Source organism: Tessaracoccus luoxuelianae, assembly GCF_055326245.1.
Window position 1 is genome coordinate 90,476 of the sequence record NZ_JBUZNO010000001.1, and the last position, 18,896, is coordinate 109,371.

Sequence of the window (18,896 nt, forward strand, 5' to 3'; positions counted from 1 at the left end):
ACATGCCCCTCAAGTCCTCAACCGGCGCCGAGTATGCCCGCATCATGTCCGTCGGAGGTGCCCGCGGCAGTCGTGTCGTGACCAACGACGAGTTGTGCACCATGATCGACTCCACCGATGAGTGGATCACTCAGCGCACGGGCATCAAGGAGCGTCGCTGGGTCGCCGACGGCGAGGACGCTGAGACCCTCGGCCTGGAGGCGTCCCGAAAGGCGATCGAGCGCGCCGGGCTGCAGCCCGCGGACGTCGACGCCGTCATCGTGGCTACCATCTCGCACTTCATGCAGACCCCGGCGCTTGCCGCGATCCTCGCCAAGGACCTCGGTCTCCCGGCCCCGGCCGCCTTCGACATCTCGGCGGCTTGCGCCGGCTTCTGTTACGGCGTCAGCCTGGCCGAGTCCATGGTCCGCACCGGCTCCGCCAGACACGTACTGGTGCTGGGCGTGGAGGTGCTCTCCAGCTACACCGATACCACCGACCGCTCCACCGCCTTCCTCTTCTCCGACGGCGCTGGGGCCGTCATCGTCGGCCCCAGCGACGTGCCCGCGATCGGCCCCACCGTCTGGGGGTCCAAGCCCGAGGCTCACGAGGTGATCGAGGTCGACGACTGGCGCGGGGTCGAGCCCGGCGCCGGAGGTCCCTACATCCACATGGAGGGTCGCGAGGTGTTCAAGTGGGCCACCACGGCCATCGTCGAGAAGGCCGTCGAGACGCTTGAGGCTTCCGGCCTCACCGCCGATGAGCTGGACTGCTTCATCCCCCACCAGGCCAACAACCGGATCACGGATTCGATGTTGCGCCACCTCAAGCTGCCCGAGGATGTCGTGGTCGCCCGCGACATCATCCAGATGGGCAATTCGTCGGCGGCATCGGTTCCGCTGGCGATGGAGGCGCTGCTCGAATCCGGGCAGGCCAAAAGTGGTGACAGTGCACTGATCATCGGCTTCGGAGCGGGCCTCGTGTTCGCCGGCCAGACCGTGATCCTGCCCTGACCCCACGAGTGTCCAAAGAGAAGAACCTAGGAAGGAGCCACACCATGGCTAGCACTGAAGAAATCCGCTCAGATCTCTCCGAGATCGTCAACGACATCGCCGGCGTCGCAGTCGAGGATGTCCAGCTGGACAAGTCCTTCGTCGACGACCTGGGCGTCGACTCGCTGTCGATGGTCGAGATCATCTACGCCTGCGAGGACAAGTTCGGCGTTTCGATCCCCGACGAGGACGCCAAGAACCTCAAGACCGTCGGCGACGCTGTCGCCTACATCGAGCGCGCGTCCAACTGACGCATGCGAGGGGCGGCCGCACACCCGGCCGCCCCCCATCGACCCCCCATGCAGTGACGAGGAGATCCCCATGTCCACCACAGTCGTGATCACCGGTCTCGGTGCGACCACACCACTCGGCGGAGACGTCGCCAGCACCTGGACTGCGATGCTCGCCGGACGTTCCGGCGTGGTGGCGCTGACCGAGGAGTGGGCTCAGCAGCTTCCCACTCGCATCGCTGCCAAGGCGGCCGTGGACCCGAGCGAGGTTCTGGACCGCGTCGAGGCGCGCAAACTCGACCGCTCCACCCAACTCATGCAGATCGCCGGCCTGGCCGCCTGGGCGGACGCCGGCTTCGGCCTCGGCGAGGATAATCCCGTCGACCCCGACAGGCTGGGCGTCGTGTCCGCCACCGGCATCGGTGGGCTGCACTCCCTGCTCTCCCAGTGGGACGTGATGAAGGACAAGGGCGTCCGCCGCGTCTCGCCGTTCACCATCCCGATGCTGATGGCCAATGCCCCCGCGGCCAACCTCGGCCTCAAAATCCACGCCCGTGCGGGCGTGCACACCCCTGTCTCGGCCTGCGCTTCCTCCAATGAGGCGATCTCGCTGGGTCTCGACATGATCCGCCTCGGCCGCGCCGATGTGGTCCTGGTCGGGGGCGGAGAGGCCGTCGTGCACCCGCTCCCCATCGGAGCCTTCGGTCAGATGCAGGCGCTGTCTCGGCGCAACGACGAGCCGGAGCGCGCCTCGCGCCCGTGGGACGTGGACCGCGACGGATTCGTGCTCGCCGAGGGCGCCGCCCTCATGGTGATCGAGACTCTGGAGCACGCCAAGGCCCGTGGCGCCCGGATCTACGGCACCCTCGCCGGCGCCGGCATCACGGCCGACAGCCACGACCTCGTCCAGCCGGACCCGGACGGCTACGGTCAGTCCCAGGCGATGATCAAGGCGCTTCGGGAAGCGGGTCTCACCGCCCGTGACATCGTGCACGTCAACGCGCACGGAACCTCGACGCCCCAAGGTGACGTCACCGAGGCCGGCTCCATCCGAACCGCGCTGGGTGCTGAGGCGGACCACGTGGTGGTGACCTCCACCAAGTCCATGACCGGGCATCTGCTCGGTGGCGCGGGAGCACTCGAGACGGTGGCCTCCGTGTTGGCGCTACGGGACCGGATGGTTCCGGGCACGATCAATGTGGAGAACATCGAACCAGACCTGGGCATCGACGTGGCCACCTCGAACCGAGCGCTGCCCTCCGGCCCGCTTGCGGCTATCAACAACAGCTTCGGCTTCGGAGGCCACAACGTGGCCGTGCTCGTCACCAACGAGAACGTCACCGACTGATCCTGGGCGGTGGCTATACCACCTGGTGGAGCCACCGCACGGGAGCGTCCTCGCCGGCGTGCCGGAACACGTCGAGTTCCTCGTCCCACGGGACGCCCAGCAGTGATTCGAGTGCCTTGAGCAAGGGCTCGCCCCCGAGTGCCTCCGTGGCCACGGCGTGCCGGAGACGATCCTCCGGCACCAGGATGTCCCCGTGTACGCCCACCACGGCACTGAAGGCGCCCAGGGTGGGCGTGAAGCAGTATCGCTGACCGTCGCTGCCGGGCGTGGGTTCCTCCGTCACCTCGAACCTGATCCGGGTGAGCCGGCTCAATGCGCTGGCGAGAGCCGCTCCGGTGCCGACTGGACCTGTCCAGGACAGCTCCGCACGGCGGCTTCCCGGCTCGGCTGGCTGCTCCGACCATTCGAGGTCCATGCGAGTGCCCAGGACAGCACCTCCGGCCCACTCGACATGCGGGCACAGCGCAGCCAACGCGGAGTGGATGAACACCATCCCCCGCGCGACGGGCTGACTGATCGTGTCGAAACGAGCAGACATGGTCGGTACCTCCTGGTTGGGCCGGATTGCCTTCCCCTGCGATCAGGCCCGCCCAGGTGTGGGCCTATTGTGCCCACGAATGGAGGCTGCGCGCAACGCCCGGTTGCTGCGGGGGGCATGGTAGACAAGGCCCCATGCGTGATCCCATGCCGCTTGAGGCCGTGCTGAATGTCCCCGACGCCATCTCGCAGGTGCAGGCCACCGCCGCAGGCATCTACTGGCTGGCGACCATCGCCGCCGAGGACGGCCGGGTGACGGTGCGTCGCTGGGCGGCGGGCGTCGTCACGGACCTCACACCTGACTCCGTGGTCCGTTCACGGGTGATGGAGTACGGCGGAGGAGCGTACGCGGCCGACGGCGCCGCACTGGTGTACTGCGACGACCGCACCGGGCAGATCTGGTTCGACGACGGGGACGGCCGCCGCCCGCTGACGGAGCAGGGCACCGCATTCGTCTACGGGGGCCTCCACCTGAGCCTCGCGGACGGCGTCGCCGTAGCCGTGCGTGAGGACCACTCGGCCTCACCCGAGCCCCGCACCGAGATCGTCGCACTCCCCCTCTCCTCAATCGACCCCGACGGTGGCAGGGTGCTCGCGACGGGGGCAGACTTCTACGCCGGGCCGGTTCTTCGCTCGGGGCTGCTGGCGTGGTATCAGTGGAACCATCCCGACATGAGCTGGGACACCTCTGAGGTGTGGTCGGCTCCTCTGACGCAGACCGCAGCCGCCGCCCCGGTCGCCGGCCGCGCGGGGGTCTCGACGCAGCACCCCCTGTGGCTGGACGACGGGGTGCTGGCCGTCAGTGAGGACACGTCCGGGTTCTGGAACTGGCGGGTGGTGGGCGGACCCGCATGGCGCGTGGCCCACGACTGCGATGGTCCCACCTGGGTGCTCACTCCCCCGCCGGCAGCCGTCGTGGAGGATCGGGTCGTCGCCTCGGTAGTGTTCCGCGAGGGCCGCGGCGAGCTGGCCCTGTGGGACAGCGTCACCGGAGAAGTCAGCCACCCGCTTCCGGGCACGGCCGCCATCGAGTCAGTGGCCTCCCAGGACGGGACGCTCTACGTGGTGGCCCAGTGGACGGATCGCCCTGCGACCCTCGTCTCCATCCTGCGCGACGGAACGATCAGCCACGTGGCGGGGGCGGCGAGTCCCGAGCCTGCTGCCGTGTCCCCCATCGCGTTCTGGGCCGACGGCCCCGCGGGGCCGGTGCACTCCTGGCTGTACCTGCCGGAGGCCGAGAGGGCACCGCTGATCGTGTACACCCATGGCGGCCCCACGTCGATGGCCACCTGCGCCTACGACGCGGGCATCGCCTTCTGGGTCTCGCGCGGCTTTGCCGTCGTTGACGTCAACTATTCGGGCTCGACGGGTTTCGGGAGGGTCTACCGCGACAGGCTCCGTGGACGATGGGGAGAGCTCGACGTGGCCGATGCGGAGGCGGTGGTGCTTGCCCTCGTGGAGGCGGGACACGTCGATCCGGATCGCGTGGCCATCACCGGCGGCAGCGCGGGCGGTTTCACCACCTTGAAGTCTCTTGTCTCGACGGACATCTACGCCGCCGGGATCAGCCGCTACGGCATCGGGTACCTCCCAACGCTGGCCACCGACACGCACAAGGCCGAGTCGCGGTACCTCGACGGGCTGGTGGCCCCCTGGCCTGAGGGACGGTCCGTCTACGAGGACCGCTCCCCCATCAACCACCTTGAGAACCTGCGCACCCCCATGCTGATCCTCCAGGGCTCGGAGGACAAGGTGGTGCCACCGACACAGGCGAGGGAGATGGCGGAGGCCGTGCGCTCCGCCGGGCAACCGGTGGCGCTGCTTGTCTTCGACGGTGAGGGCCACGGATTCCGCACCTTGGCTGCGAGGCGCCGGTCCCTGGAGGCCCAGGTCTCGTTCCTCGAACAGATCTTCGGCATGCCCGCGAGCCCGGATGTCCCCCGCCTGGAGATCGAGAACCTGCCTCAGTAGCCGCGCGGACCGAAAACTGCGGTTCCGAGACGCACAGTGGTGGCTCCGTGGGCGATGGCGATGCGGAAGTCGCTGGACATGCCCATGCTCAGCTCGTCCCAGCCTCCCCCCACGGCGTCACGGATGCGGGACTGCGCCTCCACCAGGCTGGAGAAGCAGGCGGCCACGGCCGAGACGTCCGGGCTGTTGACCGCCATCGTCATCAGTCCCCGCGCCTCAAGAGCGTCGAATGCGGCCAGCTCACGCGCGAAGTTCACGGCGTCCTCGGACGCGATGCCGAACTTCGCCTCCTCCTGGGAGGTGTTGACCTGAATCAACACCGGGAGGCGGTGGCCCAGCTGCTCGAGGCGCCGCTGCAGGGCCTCCGCGAGCCGCAGTGAGTCGAGCGAATGCAGTTCGGCGGCGAGTTCCGCCACGGCCCTGGCCTTGTTGGTCTGGACGTGTCCGATCACCGCGAACCCGATTCCCTCACCCGCCAGCTCCGCGTGTTTGGCCGCCAACTCCTGCACCTTGTTCTCCCCGAACAGGCTGTAGCCCACGGCGTGGGCCTCGCGGATCTGATCCGGGCCGTGGTACTTCGACACGGGAAGCAGCCGCACGGCGGCTGGATCTCGGCCGGCGGCGCGGCACGCGTCGTCGATCTCCGCGCGTACCGAGGCAAGCCGCTCCGCGATGCTCATGGCCAGCGCGCCCCCAACGAGATGACGCCCAGGGCCGCGAGGACGGCGAAGATGATCGCCAATCCGGCGTAGCGGTCGGTAACCTCCGCGGGGACCTTCTCGGTGCCCACGGACTGGCGGATGGCCTCGTACACCTCGCGCAGCTGGCTGCTGCTCTCAGCCGCGTACTTCTTTCCGCCTGAGAGCCTCGCGATCTCGGAGAGCTCGTAGTGGTCCACCGCCACCCGTTGGCGTTGGCCATCCTGCTCGACGAAGCCGTTGTCAGTGCCGTACGCGATGGTGTGGACGGGCACCCCGGCCTCGCTTGCCGCCGCCGCGGCGCCCGAGGAGGAGCGGCCGATGTTGGTGGCACCATCTGAGAGGAGCACGATCGCAGCGGGCGCAACCGCCTCTGGATCATCGGGGTCCGGGGGCACCAGCTTCAGCGCATCGAGGCTCGCGTACACCCCCTCACCGACGGCGGTGGAGGGGGCCAGCTCCACAGCGTCGATGGCTCGGTCGATCACGCCGCGGTCGATCGTGGGCGGCACCGCGACATTCGGGGTGCCGGCGAAGGTCACAAGTGCCACATTGAACCGCTCTGGCAGGGAGCCGATGAACGCCTTGGCCCCAGCCTGAGCGGCGGCAAGTCTGTTGGGATCGACGTCCTCGGCTTCCATGGACCACGACACGTCAAGGGCGACCACCACGGTGGCGCGGTCCCGCGGCTTGTCCACATAATCCTTCGGGACCGCCCAGGCGATGATGAGCGCTCCCAGGCTGAGGAGGGCGAGAAGCACGGCCCCGTGGCGCTTCCAGGCGGCGTCCTTGGGCACGACCAGACGCAGCCGGCTGCTCATGGGGCGGTGGGTGGTCCGCCCCGACAGCACGACATAGAGCACCGCGATCAGGGGGATCACCAGGAGCGCCCACAGGCGCTGCGGCAGCATGAACTCGAGCGCCAGGGGAATCATCGTGGCCACCGTGCCGCCATCATGACCGCGCCGAGTGCAGCCACGACGGCGAACCCCAGCGCGAAGAACGCATACTGGGCCGTGATCGGCTTCTTCACGTCCTCAAACCCCACCACCGAGCCGATGTCACGGTAGGCCTCCACCAGCGACGCGGCGTCGTCTGCGTCCACGGCCCGCCCTCCCGTCGCGTCAGCGATCGCCTTCAGGGCAGCCGTGTCGGGTGCCACGTTCTCTCGCTGCCCGTCCAGGTCCACAAACCCATTCTGCGTGCCGTAGGCAATGGTGAAGATGGGGACTCCCCGTTCCTGCGCCTCGGCGGTGGGTCCTTCGGCCGGGGGCCCTTCGGTGTTGGTGCCATCCGAGAGCAGCACGATCATGGCGGGAGCGGGCTCGTCCTCGGCGTCGCCCGGGGGCGCCTGATCGACGGCGCGGAGCGCGGAGGTGATCGACTCCCCGATCGCGGTTCCATCCGCGAGCTCCAACGAGTTGATCGCACGCTCGGTGACGCCCCGGTCCGTGGTGGGCGGCACGACGATGGAGGGGTTGGCGTCCATCGCGACGACGGCCACGTTGTAGGCGTCCGGGATCTCCTGGATGAAGCTGACGGCCGCCTCCTTCGCGGCGGTGAGCCTGTCCGGCGGCACGTCCTCAGCAGACATCGATAAGGACGTGTCGATGACCATCACCACGGTGGCGCGCTCGCGGGGCTGGCGCTCGGTGCCCAACGGGTTGGCGTAGGCAAGCCCGAGGGCCACCAGCGAGGCCAGCGACATTGCGACTGCCAGGTGCCGTGTCCACCGGCGCTGATGCCCGACGACCCTGGCAAGGACACCGGTGTTGGTGAACCGCAGGGCGATCCGGCCCTTGAGGCGGAGCAGGATGAGGTACACGACGATGAGCACCGGCAGCAGGGCCAGCGTCCACAACCGCTCGGGGTTCTGGAAGTCCGGGATCACCTACTTGCTCACCCCCTGGGGTGGCTGATGCAGCATGCCTGCCACCCGGCGGTAGTTGAGCACGAAGCGGGCGATGTCGGCCACCCAGTCGCGATCGGTCCGCAGCTGGATGTGGCCGGCTCCGGCGCGGCGCAGCGACACCTTGATGCGCTCACGCTGCGCCTTTGTCGCGGCGTCCATTCGCCGCCTGGCCGCGTCGTCGGAGGTATTGACGTAGCGGGAGAACGAGGTCTCGGGGTCGTGGATGAGCATCTCGCCCACGTCCGGGAACTCCATCTCGTGCCTGTCGATCACCTCGACGCACAGCACCTGGTTGCGCACCGCGAGACGCCGCACGGCCCGCTCCCACGGCGGCGGCACGGCCGGGTCTAGCTCGGCGTCTCCGGGGGTGAGGAAGTCGGAGACGATCACCCTCATACCGCGGCGGCGCTGCGACCGGGTCATCTGCTCGATGCCGTCGGCCAGCTCAAGCTGTCCGGGTGCATGGTCCGGCACAATCGGCTCGGTCAACATCTTGCGCAGGAGCCCGTAGAGCGCGGTGCGGCCGGAGCGGGCGGGCAGCCGCTTGACCCGGTCCGGGAGCATCATCATGCCGCCGAACCGGTCCCCCATCCGCTGGCTGAGGAAGCCGATGGTGGCGATGGCCGCGATCCCGAGGTCCCGTTTGGTGACCCCCTCGGTGCCCCAGTTCATCGACGGCGTCACGTCGAGGAGCGCCCACACCTCGAGCTCACGGTCCGCCATCGTGTCGCGGACGTGCGGGACGGTGGTGCGTGCGGTCACGGCCCAGTCCATCTTGCGGACGTCGTCCTGACCCGGCTGGTAGACACGCGCATCGTTGGTGTCCGACCCGGCGCCCGGCAGGAGCCCAAGGTGGTCGCCGTGCAGGAACCCCTCCAACCGGCGCACGATCGTCAGCTCGAGTCTGCGCAGCGCAGCCTCCGGGGCGAGCTTGCTCAACGGGATGGTCGGGCCTGCCGGTGGCCTGAGGACGGACCACTCAGCGCCGGTCTTGTCCGGAGGCGGCAGCGGAGGACCCTGCGGGGGTGGGCCGGTGAACGAGAAGCCGGGTTGGGCCATGGGCCCTCCCTAGCTGCGTCCGGGCTGGTGCGCGTGCTGCTCGTGCGCCACCTGCCGTTGCTGCTCGCTCCACACGGGCGTGGGTGCGGGAACCATCGCCAGGATCCGGTCGACAACATCCGCTGTGCTGATGTTGTCGGCGACCGCGTCGAAGCCGAGGACGATGCGGTGGGCCATCACGTCCTTGGCGACGGCCTGGACATCGGTGGGAAGCACATAGTCGCGGCCGTTGATGAGCGCCAGGGCGCGGGCGGCCGCGACCAGGCCCAGCGTGGCACGCGGCGAGCAGCCGATCTGGATGACGCCGGTGAGGTCCGGCATGCCGAACTCGGCCGGGGTGCGGGAGGCGAGGACGAGACGGACGATGTACTCGGCCACCAGATTGTGGACGAAGACGTTGGACGCCATGTCCTGGAGATGGCGGACGAGGCTCGGATCCAACACACGCGACGCCTCAGGCGGGCTGACGCTCATCCGTCGGAGGATCTCCAGTTCCTCGTTGCCGCGCGGGTAGGGCACGTCCACCTTCAGGAGGAAGCGGTCCCGCTGCGCCTCGGGCAGGGGGTAGACGCCTTCGGACTCGATGGGGTTCTGGGTGGCGATCACGATGAAGGGCTTGGGCGCCGGATACGTCTTTCCGCCGATCGAGACCTGCTTCTCGGCCATCAGCTCGAGCATGGCCGACTGGACCTTCGCGGGTGCGCGGTTGATCTCATCGGCGAGCACGAAGTTGACGAACACGGGACCGAGCTCGATCTCGAAATTCTCGGACTTGGCGGAGTAGATCCGGGTGCCGACGATGTCCGAGGGCACCAGGTCCGGGGTGAACTGAACTCGGGCGAAGTCTCCGCCCACGACCGTGGCGAACGACCGCACCGCCAGTGTCTTCGCCACACCGGGCACACCCTCGAGCAGGCAGTGCCCCTTGGCAAGAAGGGCCACCATCAGCTGCTGGACCATGTGTTCCTGGCCGACGATGACGCGCTGCACCTGGCTGACCGCCTGACCCAGCAGGCGCGCGGCGTCCGCGACATCGCGGGGCAGCTGCGTGTGTTGCGTCGGCGTAGTGCTCACGCGGTGACTCCTTCTGGCTCGGGTGACCCGCGCTCAACGATAGCGCCCCCGTCACAGCACCCACATGGCTTCACGGAGGCGCATCGGGTGGCGCAGCGTTCTTGCGCACCGTGGTTTGATGGTACCGATGAGCACGCACGACGATCCCGCCGCGCCGGCCCCGAAGGCCGGCCATCATCCGTTGCGGGACGACGATCCCGCCCGGGTCGGCGATTTCTGGCTCGATTCGTGCCTCACTGCGACGCCGGCAGGCACGGCCTTCGCCGCTCACGAGGACGGCGGCGACTCGGTGCTGCTGATTCTGCTGTCTGCGGGCGCCGCTACGGATGCTGCCGCTCGCGCACGCTTCTCCGGCGAGGTCAACGCCATGCACATCGACACCGTGGTGGCGCGAGGCGGAGAGGGGCAGCATGAGGGGCGCATGTCCGTCCGGTTCCGGGAAGAGGGCGGCGACCCTCAGCTTTCGCAGCACCCCCCGCTGGCCCCGTGGGTCGCGCTCGCCTTCGACGGCTCGTTGGCGGCGGTCCACGAGGCGGACCGCGTGCTGCGCGCCGTCGATCTGTCCCGCATCCCGCCGCTCAGCGAGCCGGCGGGGCCGGACTACCGGCTTCATTGGATCAGCCGGACCGAGCGGGGCGCCACCCGCATGTGGCCACTCCCCTGGCCCGGCCGTACCGATCGCGCGGGGTGGATCACGGTGCTGGTGTCATTCCTGCTCATGGCGCTCCTGACGGCGCTGGCGCTGCTGCTGGCCATCCTGCTGTTCCAGAATCAGCCGCCGGTCAACGCGCCGCAGCCCATCCCGTCGATGGGTGAGGGCAGCGGAGGTTCAGGATCGGGCTCAGGCAGCCCTCAGTCCGCCTCGCCGTCCCAGGGCGATGGCAGTGGGAGCCCGTCGGGCAGCCCGGGGAACGACCCGGGGCCCTACACGCAGAGCCCGTCGATGAATCAGCCCAGCGGCAACGAGTCAGGGCCGGGCGACCCGTCGCCGAACCCTCGTCTCTGAACCTCGCCTCGGGCACGCGATATGCTGGCGGGCGACCCAGGGGCGATAGCACAGCCGGTTAGTGCAGCGGACTCATAATCCGCGGGTCGCGGGTTCGAGCCCCGCTCGCCCCACGTTCGGATCAGGCCAAGCTGATCAGGGTAGGTGCCGCGACAACGCGGCCAGCCAGGCCGCGACTCCTGCGGGACCGTCCGCCAGCACGTCGGCATGGTCGATCAACGCGGGGAGTTCGTGGGATCCGCTCACGACGATGCAGGTGGTCACACCGTCATCGCGCAACTCCCGCAGCAGATCGAAGGCAGGGAGGTCACCAAGGTCGTCGCCACACATCGCCACGACGGTGGCTCCGGTCTCCTCGATGAGTGCGCGTAGCGCATCGCCCTTGGTCATCGAGGACGAGCGCAACTCAAGGACGTGCTTGCCCGGCTCGAGGGTCAGTCCGTTGGCCTCTGCGATCTCCGCGGCGACGGGCTTCAGCGTCGCGAAGGCGGCCGTGGGGTCCGGGCAACGACGCACGTGGATCCCGATCGCCTGCCCCTTGTCCTCGAGGTGCACGCCTGGCAGTCCGAGATCCGCCAGCGCCCGTTCGATCTGCACCGTGGCCACGGCGACGCTCTGGGGCGTTTCGGGCGGGGTCTCGACGCCTGTACGCGCATCCCACCGTTCTGCCCCGTACTGCCCCATCACGATGACCCCGCCCAGGCCGGCGCGTCGCTCAAGCTGTCCGAGTTGGCGGACCTTCGCCACGGGACGCCCGGTGATGATGGCCACCTGCCCGACCTTCGGCCCCAGGCCGGCCAGCGCATCCGCGGCCTCGGGATGCATCGCCGAGGTTTCAGGGTCGTCGACGATGGGCGCAAGAGTGCCGTCGAAGTCCAGGGCCACAAGGACCGAGTCGGGGGCTGCTGTTGCGGCGGCCAGGAAGTCGTGGGCGGCTGGGGTTCGTGCATGCCAGGTCGTCATGGACCCACTCTGCCACGCAGCGATGCCCTGTCGGGCTCGGTAGGGTGGGGGCGAGTTGAGGAGGAACCATGATGGAACGTGCCAGCTTTGTCGTCGTCGCGAACAGGCTTCCGGTGGACCGGGTGACAGGAGACGACGGGTCAGTCGACTGGCGCAGCTCGCCAGGCGGTCTGGTCACCGCCCTCGAACCGGTGATGCGCCAACAGGGTGGCGCGTGGGTGGGGTGGCATGGCGCGGCGGACGAAACCGTTCAACCCTTCGCCCACGACGGCTACGACATCGTGCCGGTGCCGCTGAGCGCCGAGGAGCACGAGGAGTACTACGAGGGATTCTCCAACGCCACGCTGTGGCCGCTCTACCACGACACGGTGGCCTTTCCCGAGTTTCACCGGGAGTGGTGGGACGCCTACGTGACGGTCAACAAGCGCTTCGCGGAGGCGGCTGCAGAGGCTGCGGCCGAAGGAGCGACGGTGTGGGTCCAGGACTACCAGCTCCAACTTGTCCCGCAACTGCTCCGTGCGTTGAGGCCAGACCTGAGGATTGGCTTTTTCCTGCATATCCCCTTCCCGCCCGGGGAGATCTTCTCCCAGCTGCCGTGGCGCAAGGAGATTCTTGAGGGGCTGCTCGGGGCGGATCTGATCGGTTTCCAGGTGCCCGGGGGCGCCGCCAACTTCCTTCGGCTGGTGCGCCGGCTCACCACACACAAGGTTGAGCGTGACACGGTCCGCGTGACGTCGGGCCATCGCTGTGCAGCCCGCGCCTATCCGATCTCGATCGACGCCCAGGGCTTCGCAGACCTGGCCGCTTCCCCGGAAGTGATCGCGGAGGCCGAGTCGCTGCTCGACGAGTTGGGGCATCCCAAGCTGGTCTTCCTGGGCGTGGACCGGTTGGACTACACCAAGGGGCTCCGGCAGAGGGTCCGCGCGATGGGTGAGCTGTTCGCGGAAGGCAAGCTGGATCCGTCGGATGTCGTCTTCGTCCAGGTGGCCACACCGTCGCGTGAACGCGTCGAGGAGTACAAGCGCCTGCGAGACGACATCGACCAACTGGTGGGCCGGATCAACTCGGAGGTGGGAGGGGTCGGGCGCCCCGCAATCGTGTACAGGCACGCCGGCTACCCTCGGGCGACCATGGCGGCCATGTACAGGATCGCTGACGTGATGGTGGTCACGCCGCTTCGGGACGGGATGAACCTGGTGGCGAAGGAGTACGTGGCCTGCCACCCCAACACCAGCGGCGCGCTGGTGCTGAGCGAGTTCGCGGGCGCCGCACTGGAACTGAAGCAGGCCTATCTCGTCAACCCCTACGACCTCAACGGGATGAAGTCCGCGCTGATGCAGGCGGCCACGGACACGGTGCGTGCCCGCCAGCGGCGGATGCGCGCCCTGAAGAAGCAGGTGGAGACTCACACGATCGACGATTGGGCCCAAGCATTCCTCGGGGACCTGGCTGAGCTCAGCTGAGCACCCTTCCTGGCCCACGGACGTTGCCCGGATGTCGCACTCCTATCGACGAAGAAGCCGCCCTGACTAGTGTTTAACCTAGTCAGAGCGGCTTTCGCATGGCTCCCCGGACTGGACTCGAACCAGTAACCCTTCGATTAACAGTCGAATGCTCTGCCAATTGAGCTACCAGGGAACGGTGGTTTCCCACGCGCCTGAAGTACGTTAGCAGATCGATCCAGGTGGTGCGAATCGGCCTCGCGCCGCTCGCCGCTCGCCTCAGAAGTACTCGGTGGCAAGGCGGTCTGTCTCCGCGACCACGGCCGCCCGCGTGGCGGGATCCTCCAGGTCCGCACCACCGGCGGGCACGGCGTACCAGTGGAGCTTGGGATTCTCTCCCAGGCTCCTGCGCCCCACGATCTGCACCTGGCCCCTGGTCCCGTCCACCACGCTCTGCACGACGGTGGAGGCCTGCACGCGCTCCTGGAACAGCTCAGGCAGCCTGCCCGGATCGGTGAGCTGCGCTTCGAACCTCTCACCTTCGACGGTGCGCCAGCGGAACATGTCGGCCTCCCCGATCCAGGAGCCGCTGCCGACCTCCTCCCAGCCCCACACCCGCCACGTGTCACCGACGCGTCGGGCAAGGTGGGCCCGTGTGCCAACCAGCACCACCCCCTCCCCCATCCCATGGGCCAGCACGTCGGCACGGTGCCCGAGGGCCTCGTTGAGCCCCTCGAGGATGACAGGGTCGAGACGGTTGAACAGTTCCATGACCCCATTGTGCTCCGTGTGGATAAGAAGTGTTGTCCGTATGAAGTTGTCCACAACGCAGATCAGGGGCCGCAGTCGGGAGCCCCAGGGAGCGAGGCTGTGGCCATGGATTTCAACGCACTGCAACTCCCCGATGCATGGTTCGGCCCCGGGCAGGACCTGGCCTGCGCACGCGCGGTGGAGGCGGGGCTCTATGCCGCGCACCTTCTTGAGCTGCACGGACCAGACGCCGAACTCTGCCAGATCGTCGGCCTGGGGAGGGAGGCCATGCAGCAGTTCTGGGCCGTCGGCCTGAAGATCTCCATGCAGCAGGCCAGGCGCATCGCCGCGACCCACGACCTTCCGCCCGAGGATCTGTTCCAGGACGGGTGCGTCGCCGTTGCCGAGGCGATTCAGCGCTACGACTACACGCGCACCGTGCGCTTCACCACCTACGTCTTCGAGTTCGTGGTGAGGGCACTGTCCGAAGGGGCCCGGCACCGGATCGGGCGCCCCGCCGCCAGCCGCGCGGACCGCCGGGCCGCTCGGCTCGCGGGAGTGGAGCGGGACACCCAGGCATCCATCGGCAACAGCATCGGCATGACGGCGGCCGCCGAGGCTGCAGGCGTCTCGCTCACGGCCGCGCATCGCGCGATGGTGAAAATGGTGAGCCTCGACGACGTCATGGCGGCGGACCCCGCCACCGAGGCCAGCTTCGCCAGGGTTGAGTCGGTGGGTTTGGACTTCCTCGGACTTCTCGGTCGGCGACATCGTCGGGTGCTGGAGCTCCGGTTCGGCGTTGTCGGTGAGGCGCTCACCCTGGCGGACACGGCCCGCAGGCTGGGCGCCTCACAATCAACAGTCCACCGCTGGGAGCATGAGGCCATCGAGCAGGCGCGCGCCCTCCTCGACGGGGATCGCACCACCGGCCTCAGTGAGAGATCGCCTCACCAGCCCCGGCGCCGGTCATCGAGCGCACCTCCATCTCGATCGCGAACTCCTCGTCGCCTCGCTGCTTCGACGTGACCGTCCCGAGCCACCCTGCAAGGAAGGCCATCGGGACGCTGACCAGCGCCGGGTTGTCCAGCGGGAACCAGGAGAAGTCCACGCTCTCGCCGAACATGGAGGTGGGTGAGCCGGAGATGGCGGGCGAGAAGACGATCAGCAGCACGGCCGAGATCAGGCCGGTGTAGATCGACCACACGGACCCGCGGGTGTTGAACCTCTTCCAGTACAGCGTGTAGAGGATCGACGGGAGGTTGGCCGAGGCAGCCACCGCGAACGCCAGCGAGATGAGGAACGCGATGTTCTGCCCGTTGGCGACGATGCCTCCGAGGATGGCCAGCACCCCCACCACAACGGACGTGTAGCGCGCCACCCGGACCTCCTGCGCCGGGTCGGCCTTGCCGTCCTTGAGGATCGAGTTGTAGACGTCGTGGGCGAACGATGCCGAGGCTGTGATCGTGAGCCCGGCCACCACCGCGAGGATGGTGGCGAAGGCGATGCCGGAGATGACGCCCATGAAGATCTCTCCGCCCAGGGTCAGCGCCAGTAGCGGCGCCGCGGAGTTGGCGCCACCTGGGGCCGCAACGATGGCTTGCTGTCCCACGAGCTTGGCCGCGCCTAGGCCGAGAACGAGCGTGAACAGGAAGAACACGCCCACGAGGATGATGGCCCACACGGCGGACTTGCGGGCCTCCTTCGCGGTGGGGACCGTGTAGAAGCGCATCAGCACGTGTGGGAGCCCCGACGGCCCGGCGATGAGGGCGATCGACAGCGACAGGAAGGAGAGCTTCGTCCATTCAGTGGCGCCGTAGCGCGCCATGGGTTGCAGAAGGTCGATCCCATTGCCCGTGGTGGCGTCCAGCGCCGCCTGTTGAGCGCCGAGCGCCAGGGCATCAAGGTTGAAGCCCTCTCCCATCAGCACCAGGAACGTCATCACCGCGGCGCCGCTGACCAGCAGCACGGCCTTGATCATCTGGACCCAGGTGGTGCCCTTCATGCCGCCGATGAGGACGTAGACGATCATGAGCAGGCCCACGAGCGCGATCACGACGCCCTGCATGTTCTTGTCAGACACACCCAGCAGCAGCGCGACGAGGCCACCGGCGCCAGCCATCTGCGCGAGCAGGTAGACGAACGAGATCACAAGGGTGGACGTCGCGGCCGCGGTGCGCACCGGCTTCTGGTTCATCCGGAAGCTGAGCACATCTGCCATCGTGTACTTGCCGGTGTTGCGCATCGGCTCCGCGACCAGATACAGCGCGAGCAGCAGAGCGACGAAGAAGCCCACCGAGTACAGGAGTCCGTCGTAGCCATAGATGGCGATCGCGCCTGTGACGCCCAGGAATGCGGCGGCAGACAGGTAGTCACCAGTGATGGCCAGCCCGTTCTGGCGCCCGGAGAACTGAGCCCCGCCGGTGTAGAAGTCCGACGCCTTGGTCTTCTGGCGGCTTACGACGATGACCACCGCGAGTGTTGCGGCGACGAAGATGGCGAAGACGGCGATGTTGATCAGCGGGTTGCCGTACTGCGCGGTCTCAAGCAGGCTCATCATGCCGCACCCTCATTCACAATGCGCTCCTTGATGCGGGCTGACAGCGGATCCAACCTGCGATTGGCGTAGTTGACGTAGATGGCGGTCCAGACCCACACCACGACGAACTGGAAGAGCCCCAGCATGATGCCGGTGTTGAGACCCCGCATCCCGAGGAACGGCGAGGACATGAAATCGACGGCGTAGATGGACGCGACGACGTAGACGAAGTAGGACGCCACACCTGCGATGGTCATGGGGAATGCGAACCGACGGAAACTGGAACGTAGCTCCAGGTAGTCGGGGCTCGTGGACACCTCGACGTACACGGCTCTGGAATCGACTGGATCCAGCGGATCCACGGTGCGGCCTTGGGACATGCTTCTCCTGAAGGTCGATGAGACAACAGTGTCTCGACATGAAGAGACTTTAGGCACACGCGACATGACAATGCAATCCGGGCTTTGTCAGGTACCCCCTGGGGTGTGGCGCCGCTTCAGCCCAAACCAACCGCTTGGAGCGCCTTGCGCCGCATCTCCAACTCCGTCAGGTGGGCGAACTGGGCGCGGTGGCCAGTGGGATCCTTCACCGGGTCGGTGCGCTGGAGTCTTGACTTCAGATCGGCGATCTGGCGGTTCACCCGCGCCAGCCGGAGCCGCGCCGTGTGGGCGAGGGAATACGTCTCGTCGGCCTCCCTGAGGAGCGGCTCGACGATGAGCGCGACGATCAGTTGCCGGACCAGATCAGTGGGCGCCTGGGATCGGAGCCTGTCGATCCAGGCATCGCCGTAGTCCACCGAGGCGAGCAGCCGGAACACAGCCGCATAGCCGGGGTGGGTGAAGTCCTCAGCTTCTACCGCGTTCCACGCCGCATCGAACGTGGTGGGGTGCTGCAGCATCAGCTTCAGCGTGTCGCGCTCGAGGCGCAGCGCCGGGTCGTCCGGGCTCGGCCATTCCGGATCCGGAGCGCGCCTCTCGGGGGACTCTGCCGCGACCTGCTCGGCCGGGGCACCCCGATGGCGGACCCTGGACGCCTCCCTGCGCACCTCATCGAGATCCATGCCGAGCACGCCGGCGAGCTCCCGCAGGTACTGGTTGACGAGGGACTGGTCCCGGATCGCACCGATCAGCTCGGCACCTTCTCGTGCGGCCCCGAGGCGCCCGTCGGCGCGGTCCAGATCGTAGCTCTTGGCGATGTTGGACATCACGAAGCGGTAGAGCGGTATCCGGCGCGCCACCAACTCGCGCACCGCGGCATCGCCCTGCTGCAGCCTCAGGTCGCAGGGGTCCAGACCCGTCGGCTCGACGGCCACGTAGGTCTGGGTGATGAAATTCTGGTCGCCCTTGAACACCTTCAGCGCTGCGGCCTGACCGGCCTTGTCACCGTCGAAGGTGAAGATCACCTCGCCGTGCAACCCGTCCTGCGTGCCCATCAGACGCTGGAGAAGACGCGCATGATCGTCGCCGAAGGCGGTGCCGCACGACGCGACGGCCGTCTCCACGCCAGCCATGTGGGCCGCCATGACGTCGGTGTAGCCCTCGACAATGACTGCCTGGGCCTTTCGTCCGATCTCGCGCCGCGCCAGGTCCAGCCCGTAGAGCACGTGCGACTTCTTGTAGACCGGCGACTCCGGGGTGTTGATGTACTTGGCCGGCAGTCGGTCGTCGTCATAGATCCGTCGAGCCCCGAAGCCCAGGACGGCCTGGGCGGAGTCCCGGATCGGCCACAGCACCCTGCCGACGAAGAAGTCCCTCCCCCCCTGCCTGGTCAACCCCGCAGCGTGGAGGACGTCATCCGCGAACCCCTGGGAGTGCAGCGTCTGCCGCAGCGCCCCGCCGTGCCGGGGCGCGTAGCCGATGCGGAACCGCTGCGCCACGGCGCGGTCGAACCCTCTGCCGTGGAGGAAGTGCCGTGCCTCGATCGCCTCGGCGGACTCGAGTTGGGCGGCGTAGAACTCCTGCGCGGCCTCGTTGGCCTCAAGGATCCGCTTCCTCAGCCCTGGAACCTGCCCCGGGCCGCCGTCGTCCTCGATCCTCAGCACGATCCCCGCCCGGTCCGCGAGCACCTGGATGGCCTCCGTGAAGGAGAGGTTCTGCTGCTTCTGCAGAAACGTGATCACGTCCCCACCCTCACCGCAGCCGAAGCAGTAGTAGAAGCCGCGTGACGGGGTCACTGTGAAGGAGGGCGTCTTCTCGTCATGGAAGGGACACAGCCCCTTCAGCGATCCCCCGCCTGCGTTACGGAGGGCCACGTAGCCGCCCACCACGTCGTCGATCCGGCTGCGCTCACGGACGGCCGCGATGTCCTCGTCATTGATCCGGCCCGCCACGGGGCCACTG

Annotated in this window: 18 protein-coding genes and 2 tRNA genes; 8 read left to right on the forward strand and 12 right to left on the reverse strand. The window is 68.0% G+C overall.

Features of this window, described 5'->3' with window-relative positions:
- Window positions 1-2 precede the first annotated feature (2 nt).
- The 3 genes from ACZK39_RS00395 to ACZK39_RS00405 all read left to right on the forward strand — a co-directional run bounded on the left by ACZK39_RS00395 (window position 3) and on the right by ACZK39_RS00405 (window position 2,609).
- Complete coding sequence (locus ACZK39_RS00395) at window positions 3-992, forward strand: beta-ketoacyl-ACP synthase III (protein WP_182782903.1); 990 nt, start codon at window positions 3-5, stop codon at window positions 990-992.
- A gap of 44 nt (window positions 993-1,036) precedes the next feature.
- Window positions 1,037-1,282, forward strand: a complete 246-nt coding sequence (locus tag ACZK39_RS00400; RefSeq protein ID WP_182782904.1) for an acyl carrier protein — start codon at window positions 1,037-1,039, stop codon at window positions 1,280-1,282.
- Between the two features lie 70 nt (window positions 1,283-1,352).
- Complete coding sequence (locus ACZK39_RS00405) at window positions 1,353-2,609, forward strand: beta-ketoacyl-[acyl-carrier-protein] synthase family protein (RefSeq protein ID WP_182782905.1); 1,257 nt, start codon at window positions 1,353-1,355, stop codon at window positions 2,607-2,609.
- 13 nt (window positions 2,610-2,622) lie between these two features.
- On the opposite strand, the gene ACZK39_RS00410 is transcribed toward ACZK39_RS00405, so the two are convergent.
- Entirely contained in the window at window positions 2,623-3,147 is a 525-nt protein-coding gene (locus ACZK39_RS00410; protein ID WP_182782906.1) for a DUF3145 domain-containing protein, read from the reverse strand.
- 134 nt (window positions 3,148-3,281) lie between these two features.
- Here ACZK39_RS00410 and ACZK39_RS00415 point away from each other — a divergent pair, with 134 nt between their 5' ends.
- A complete protein-coding gene (locus ACZK39_RS00415; protein ID WP_459054323.1) occupies window positions 3,282-5,117 on the forward strand; it encodes an alpha/beta hydrolase family protein in 1,836 nt (611 codons plus the stop codon).
- Here ACZK39_RS00415 and ACZK39_RS00420 read toward each other — a convergent pair.
- Genes ACZK39_RS00420 through ACZK39_RS00440 form a run of 5 tightly spaced genes read right to left on the reverse strand, consistent with a single transcriptional unit; the run spans window position 5,111 to window position 9,860 of the window.
- On the reverse strand, window positions 5,111-5,797 hold the full coding sequence (locus tag ACZK39_RS00420; protein ID WP_182782908.1) for a YggS family pyridoxal phosphate-dependent enzyme: 687 nt from the start codon (window positions 5,795-5,797) through the stop codon (window positions 5,111-5,113). The two genes, ACZK39_RS00415 and ACZK39_RS00420, sit on opposite strands and share 7 nt — an antisense overlap.
- A complete protein-coding gene (locus ACZK39_RS00425) occupies window positions 5,794-6,750 on the reverse strand; it encodes a VWA domain-containing protein (protein WP_182782909.1) in 957 nt (318 codons plus the stop codon). The genes ACZK39_RS00420 and ACZK39_RS00425 overlap by 4 nt, the downstream gene beginning before the upstream one ends.
- Window positions 6,747-7,706, reverse strand: a complete 960-nt coding sequence (locus ACZK39_RS00430) for a VWA domain-containing protein (RefSeq protein ID WP_182782910.1) — start codon at window positions 7,704-7,706, stop codon at window positions 6,747-6,749. The genes ACZK39_RS00425 and ACZK39_RS00430 overlap by 4 nt, the downstream gene beginning before the upstream one ends.
- Entirely contained in the window at window positions 7,707-8,786 is a 1,080-nt protein-coding gene (locus tag ACZK39_RS00435; protein WP_182782911.1) for a DUF58 domain-containing protein, read from the reverse strand.
- Window positions 8,787-8,795: 9 nt separating this feature from the next.
- A complete protein-coding gene (locus tag ACZK39_RS00440) occupies window positions 8,796-9,860 on the reverse strand; it encodes an AAA family ATPase (RefSeq protein WP_182782912.1) in 1,065 nt (354 codons plus the stop codon).
- Between the two features lie 127 nt (window positions 9,861-9,987).
- Between ACZK39_RS00440 and ACZK39_RS00445 the strand changes: the two genes are divergently transcribed.
- Entirely contained in the window at window positions 9,988-10,866 is an 879-nt protein-coding gene (locus ACZK39_RS00445; RefSeq protein ID WP_459054322.1) for a hypothetical protein, read from the forward strand.
- A gap of 39 nt (window positions 10,867-10,905) precedes the next feature.
- Window positions 10,906-10,979 (forward strand) — tRNA-Ile (locus ACZK39_RS00450).
- Between the two features lie 22 nt (window positions 10,980-11,001).
- On the opposite strand, the gene otsB is transcribed toward ACZK39_RS00450, so the two are convergent.
- On the reverse strand, window positions 11,002-11,829 hold the full coding sequence (gene otsB, locus ACZK39_RS00455; protein WP_463612213.1) for a trehalose-phosphatase: 828 nt from the start codon (window positions 11,827-11,829) through the stop codon (window positions 11,002-11,004).
- Window positions 11,830-11,897: 68 nt separating this feature from the next.
- Between otsB and ACZK39_RS00460 the strand changes: the two genes are divergently transcribed.
- A complete protein-coding gene (locus ACZK39_RS00460; RefSeq protein ID WP_182782915.1) occupies window positions 11,898-13,292 on the forward strand; it encodes an alpha,alpha-trehalose-phosphate synthase (UDP-forming) in 1,395 nt (464 codons plus the stop codon).
- 99 nt (window positions 13,293-13,391) lie between these two features.
- Here ACZK39_RS00460 and ACZK39_RS00465 read toward each other — a convergent pair.
- Together ACZK39_RS00465 and ACZK39_RS00470 are read right to left on the reverse strand one after the other, a co-directional pair.
- Window positions 13,392-13,467 (reverse strand) — tRNA-Asn (locus ACZK39_RS00465).
- An 83-nt stretch (window positions 13,468-13,550) separates the two neighbouring features.
- The gene (locus ACZK39_RS00470) at window positions 13,551-14,042 is read right to left on the reverse strand and encodes a hypothetical protein (protein WP_459054319.1); all 492 of its coding nucleotides are present in this window, start codon (window positions 14,040-14,042) and stop codon (window positions 13,551-13,553) included.
- A 105-nt stretch (window positions 14,043-14,147) separates the two neighbouring features.
- Between ACZK39_RS00470 and ACZK39_RS00475 the strand changes: the two genes are divergently transcribed.
- Complete coding sequence (locus ACZK39_RS00475) at window positions 14,148-15,047, forward strand: sigma-70 family RNA polymerase sigma factor (RefSeq protein WP_182782917.1); 900 nt, start codon at window positions 14,148-14,150, stop codon at window positions 15,045-15,047.
- On the opposite strand, the gene ACZK39_RS00480 is transcribed toward ACZK39_RS00475, so the two are convergent.
- The 3 genes from ACZK39_RS00480 to dnaG all read right to left on the reverse strand — a co-directional run bounded on the left by ACZK39_RS00480 (window position 14,953) and on the right by dnaG (window position 18,886).
- On the reverse strand, window positions 14,953-16,578 hold the full coding sequence (locus ACZK39_RS00480) for a monocarboxylic acid transporter (protein WP_220490941.1): 1,626 nt from the start codon (window positions 16,576-16,578) through the stop codon (window positions 14,953-14,955). The two genes, ACZK39_RS00475 and ACZK39_RS00480, sit on opposite strands and share 95 nt — an antisense overlap.
- Window positions 16,575-16,937, reverse strand: coding sequence for a DUF485 domain-containing protein (locus ACZK39_RS00485; RefSeq protein ID WP_182782918.1), 363 nt, complete (start codon window positions 16,935-16,937; stop codon window positions 16,575-16,577). The genes ACZK39_RS00480 and ACZK39_RS00485 overlap by 4 nt, the downstream gene beginning before the upstream one ends.
- 116 nt (window positions 16,938-17,053) lie before the next feature.
- Complete coding sequence (gene dnaG, locus ACZK39_RS00490) at window positions 17,054-18,886, reverse strand: DNA primase (RefSeq protein WP_182782919.1); 1,833 nt, start codon at window positions 18,884-18,886, stop codon at window positions 17,054-17,056.
- Window positions 18,887-18,896: the final 10 nt, after the last annotated feature.

What these genes read in the sequence shown, in the direction of transcription:
- ACZK39_RS00395 (WP_182782903.1), top strand. Translation starts at nt 3, where the DNA reads ATGCCCCTCAAGTCCTCAACCGGCGCCGAGTATGCCCGCATCATGTCC.
- ACZK39_RS00400 (WP_182782904.1), top strand. Translation starts at nt 1,037, where the DNA reads ATGGCTAGCACTGAAGAAATCCGCTCAGATCTCTCCGAGATCGTCAAC.
- ACZK39_RS00405 (WP_182782905.1), top strand. Translation starts at nt 1,353, where the DNA reads ATGTCCACCACAGTCGTGATCACCGGTCTCGGTGCGACCACACCACTC.
- ACZK39_RS00410 (WP_182782906.1), bottom strand. Translation starts at nt 3,147, where the DNA reads ATGTCTGCTCGTTTCGACACGATCAGTCAGCCCGTCGCGCGGGGGATG.
- ACZK39_RS00415 (WP_459054323.1), top strand. Translation starts at nt 3,282, where the DNA reads ATGCGTGATCCCATGCCGCTTGAGGCCGTGCTGAATGTCCCCGACGCC.
- ACZK39_RS00420 (WP_182782908.1), bottom strand. Translation starts at nt 5,797, where the DNA reads ATGAGCATCGCGGAGCGGCTTGCCTCGGTACGCGCGGAGATCGACGAC.
- ACZK39_RS00425 (WP_182782909.1), bottom strand. Translation starts at nt 6,750, where the DNA reads ATGATTCCCCTGGCGCTCGAGTTCATGCTGCCGCAGCGCCTGTGGGCG.
- ACZK39_RS00435 (WP_182782911.1), bottom strand. Translation starts at nt 8,786, where the DNA reads ATGGCCCAACCCGGCTTCTCGTTCACCGGCCCACCCCCGCAGGGTCCT.
- ACZK39_RS00445 (WP_459054322.1), top strand. Translation starts at nt 9,988, where the DNA reads ATGAGCACGCACGACGATCCCGCCGCGCCGGCCCCGAAGGCCGGCCAT.
- otsB (WP_463612213.1), bottom strand. Translation starts at nt 11,829, where the DNA reads ATGACGACCTGGCATGCACGAACCCCAGCCGCCCACGACTTCCTGGCC.
- ACZK39_RS00460 (WP_182782915.1), top strand. Translation starts at nt 11,898, where the DNA reads ATGATGGAACGTGCCAGCTTTGTCGTCGTCGCGAACAGGCTTCCGGTG.
- ACZK39_RS00470 (WP_459054319.1), bottom strand. Translation starts at nt 14,042, where the DNA reads ATGGAACTGTTCAACCGTCTCGACCCTGTCATCCTCGAGGGGCTCAAC.
- ACZK39_RS00475 (WP_182782917.1), top strand. Translation starts at nt 14,148, where the DNA reads ATGGATTTCAACGCACTGCAACTCCCCGATGCATGGTTCGGCCCCGGG.
- ACZK39_RS00480 (WP_220490941.1), bottom strand. Translation starts at nt 16,578, where the DNA reads ATGATGAGCCTGCTTGAGACCGCGCAGTACGGCAACCCGCTGATCAAC.
- ACZK39_RS00485 (WP_182782918.1), bottom strand. Translation starts at nt 16,937, where the DNA reads ATGTCCCAAGGCCGCACCGTGGATCCGCTGGATCCAGTCGATTCCAGA.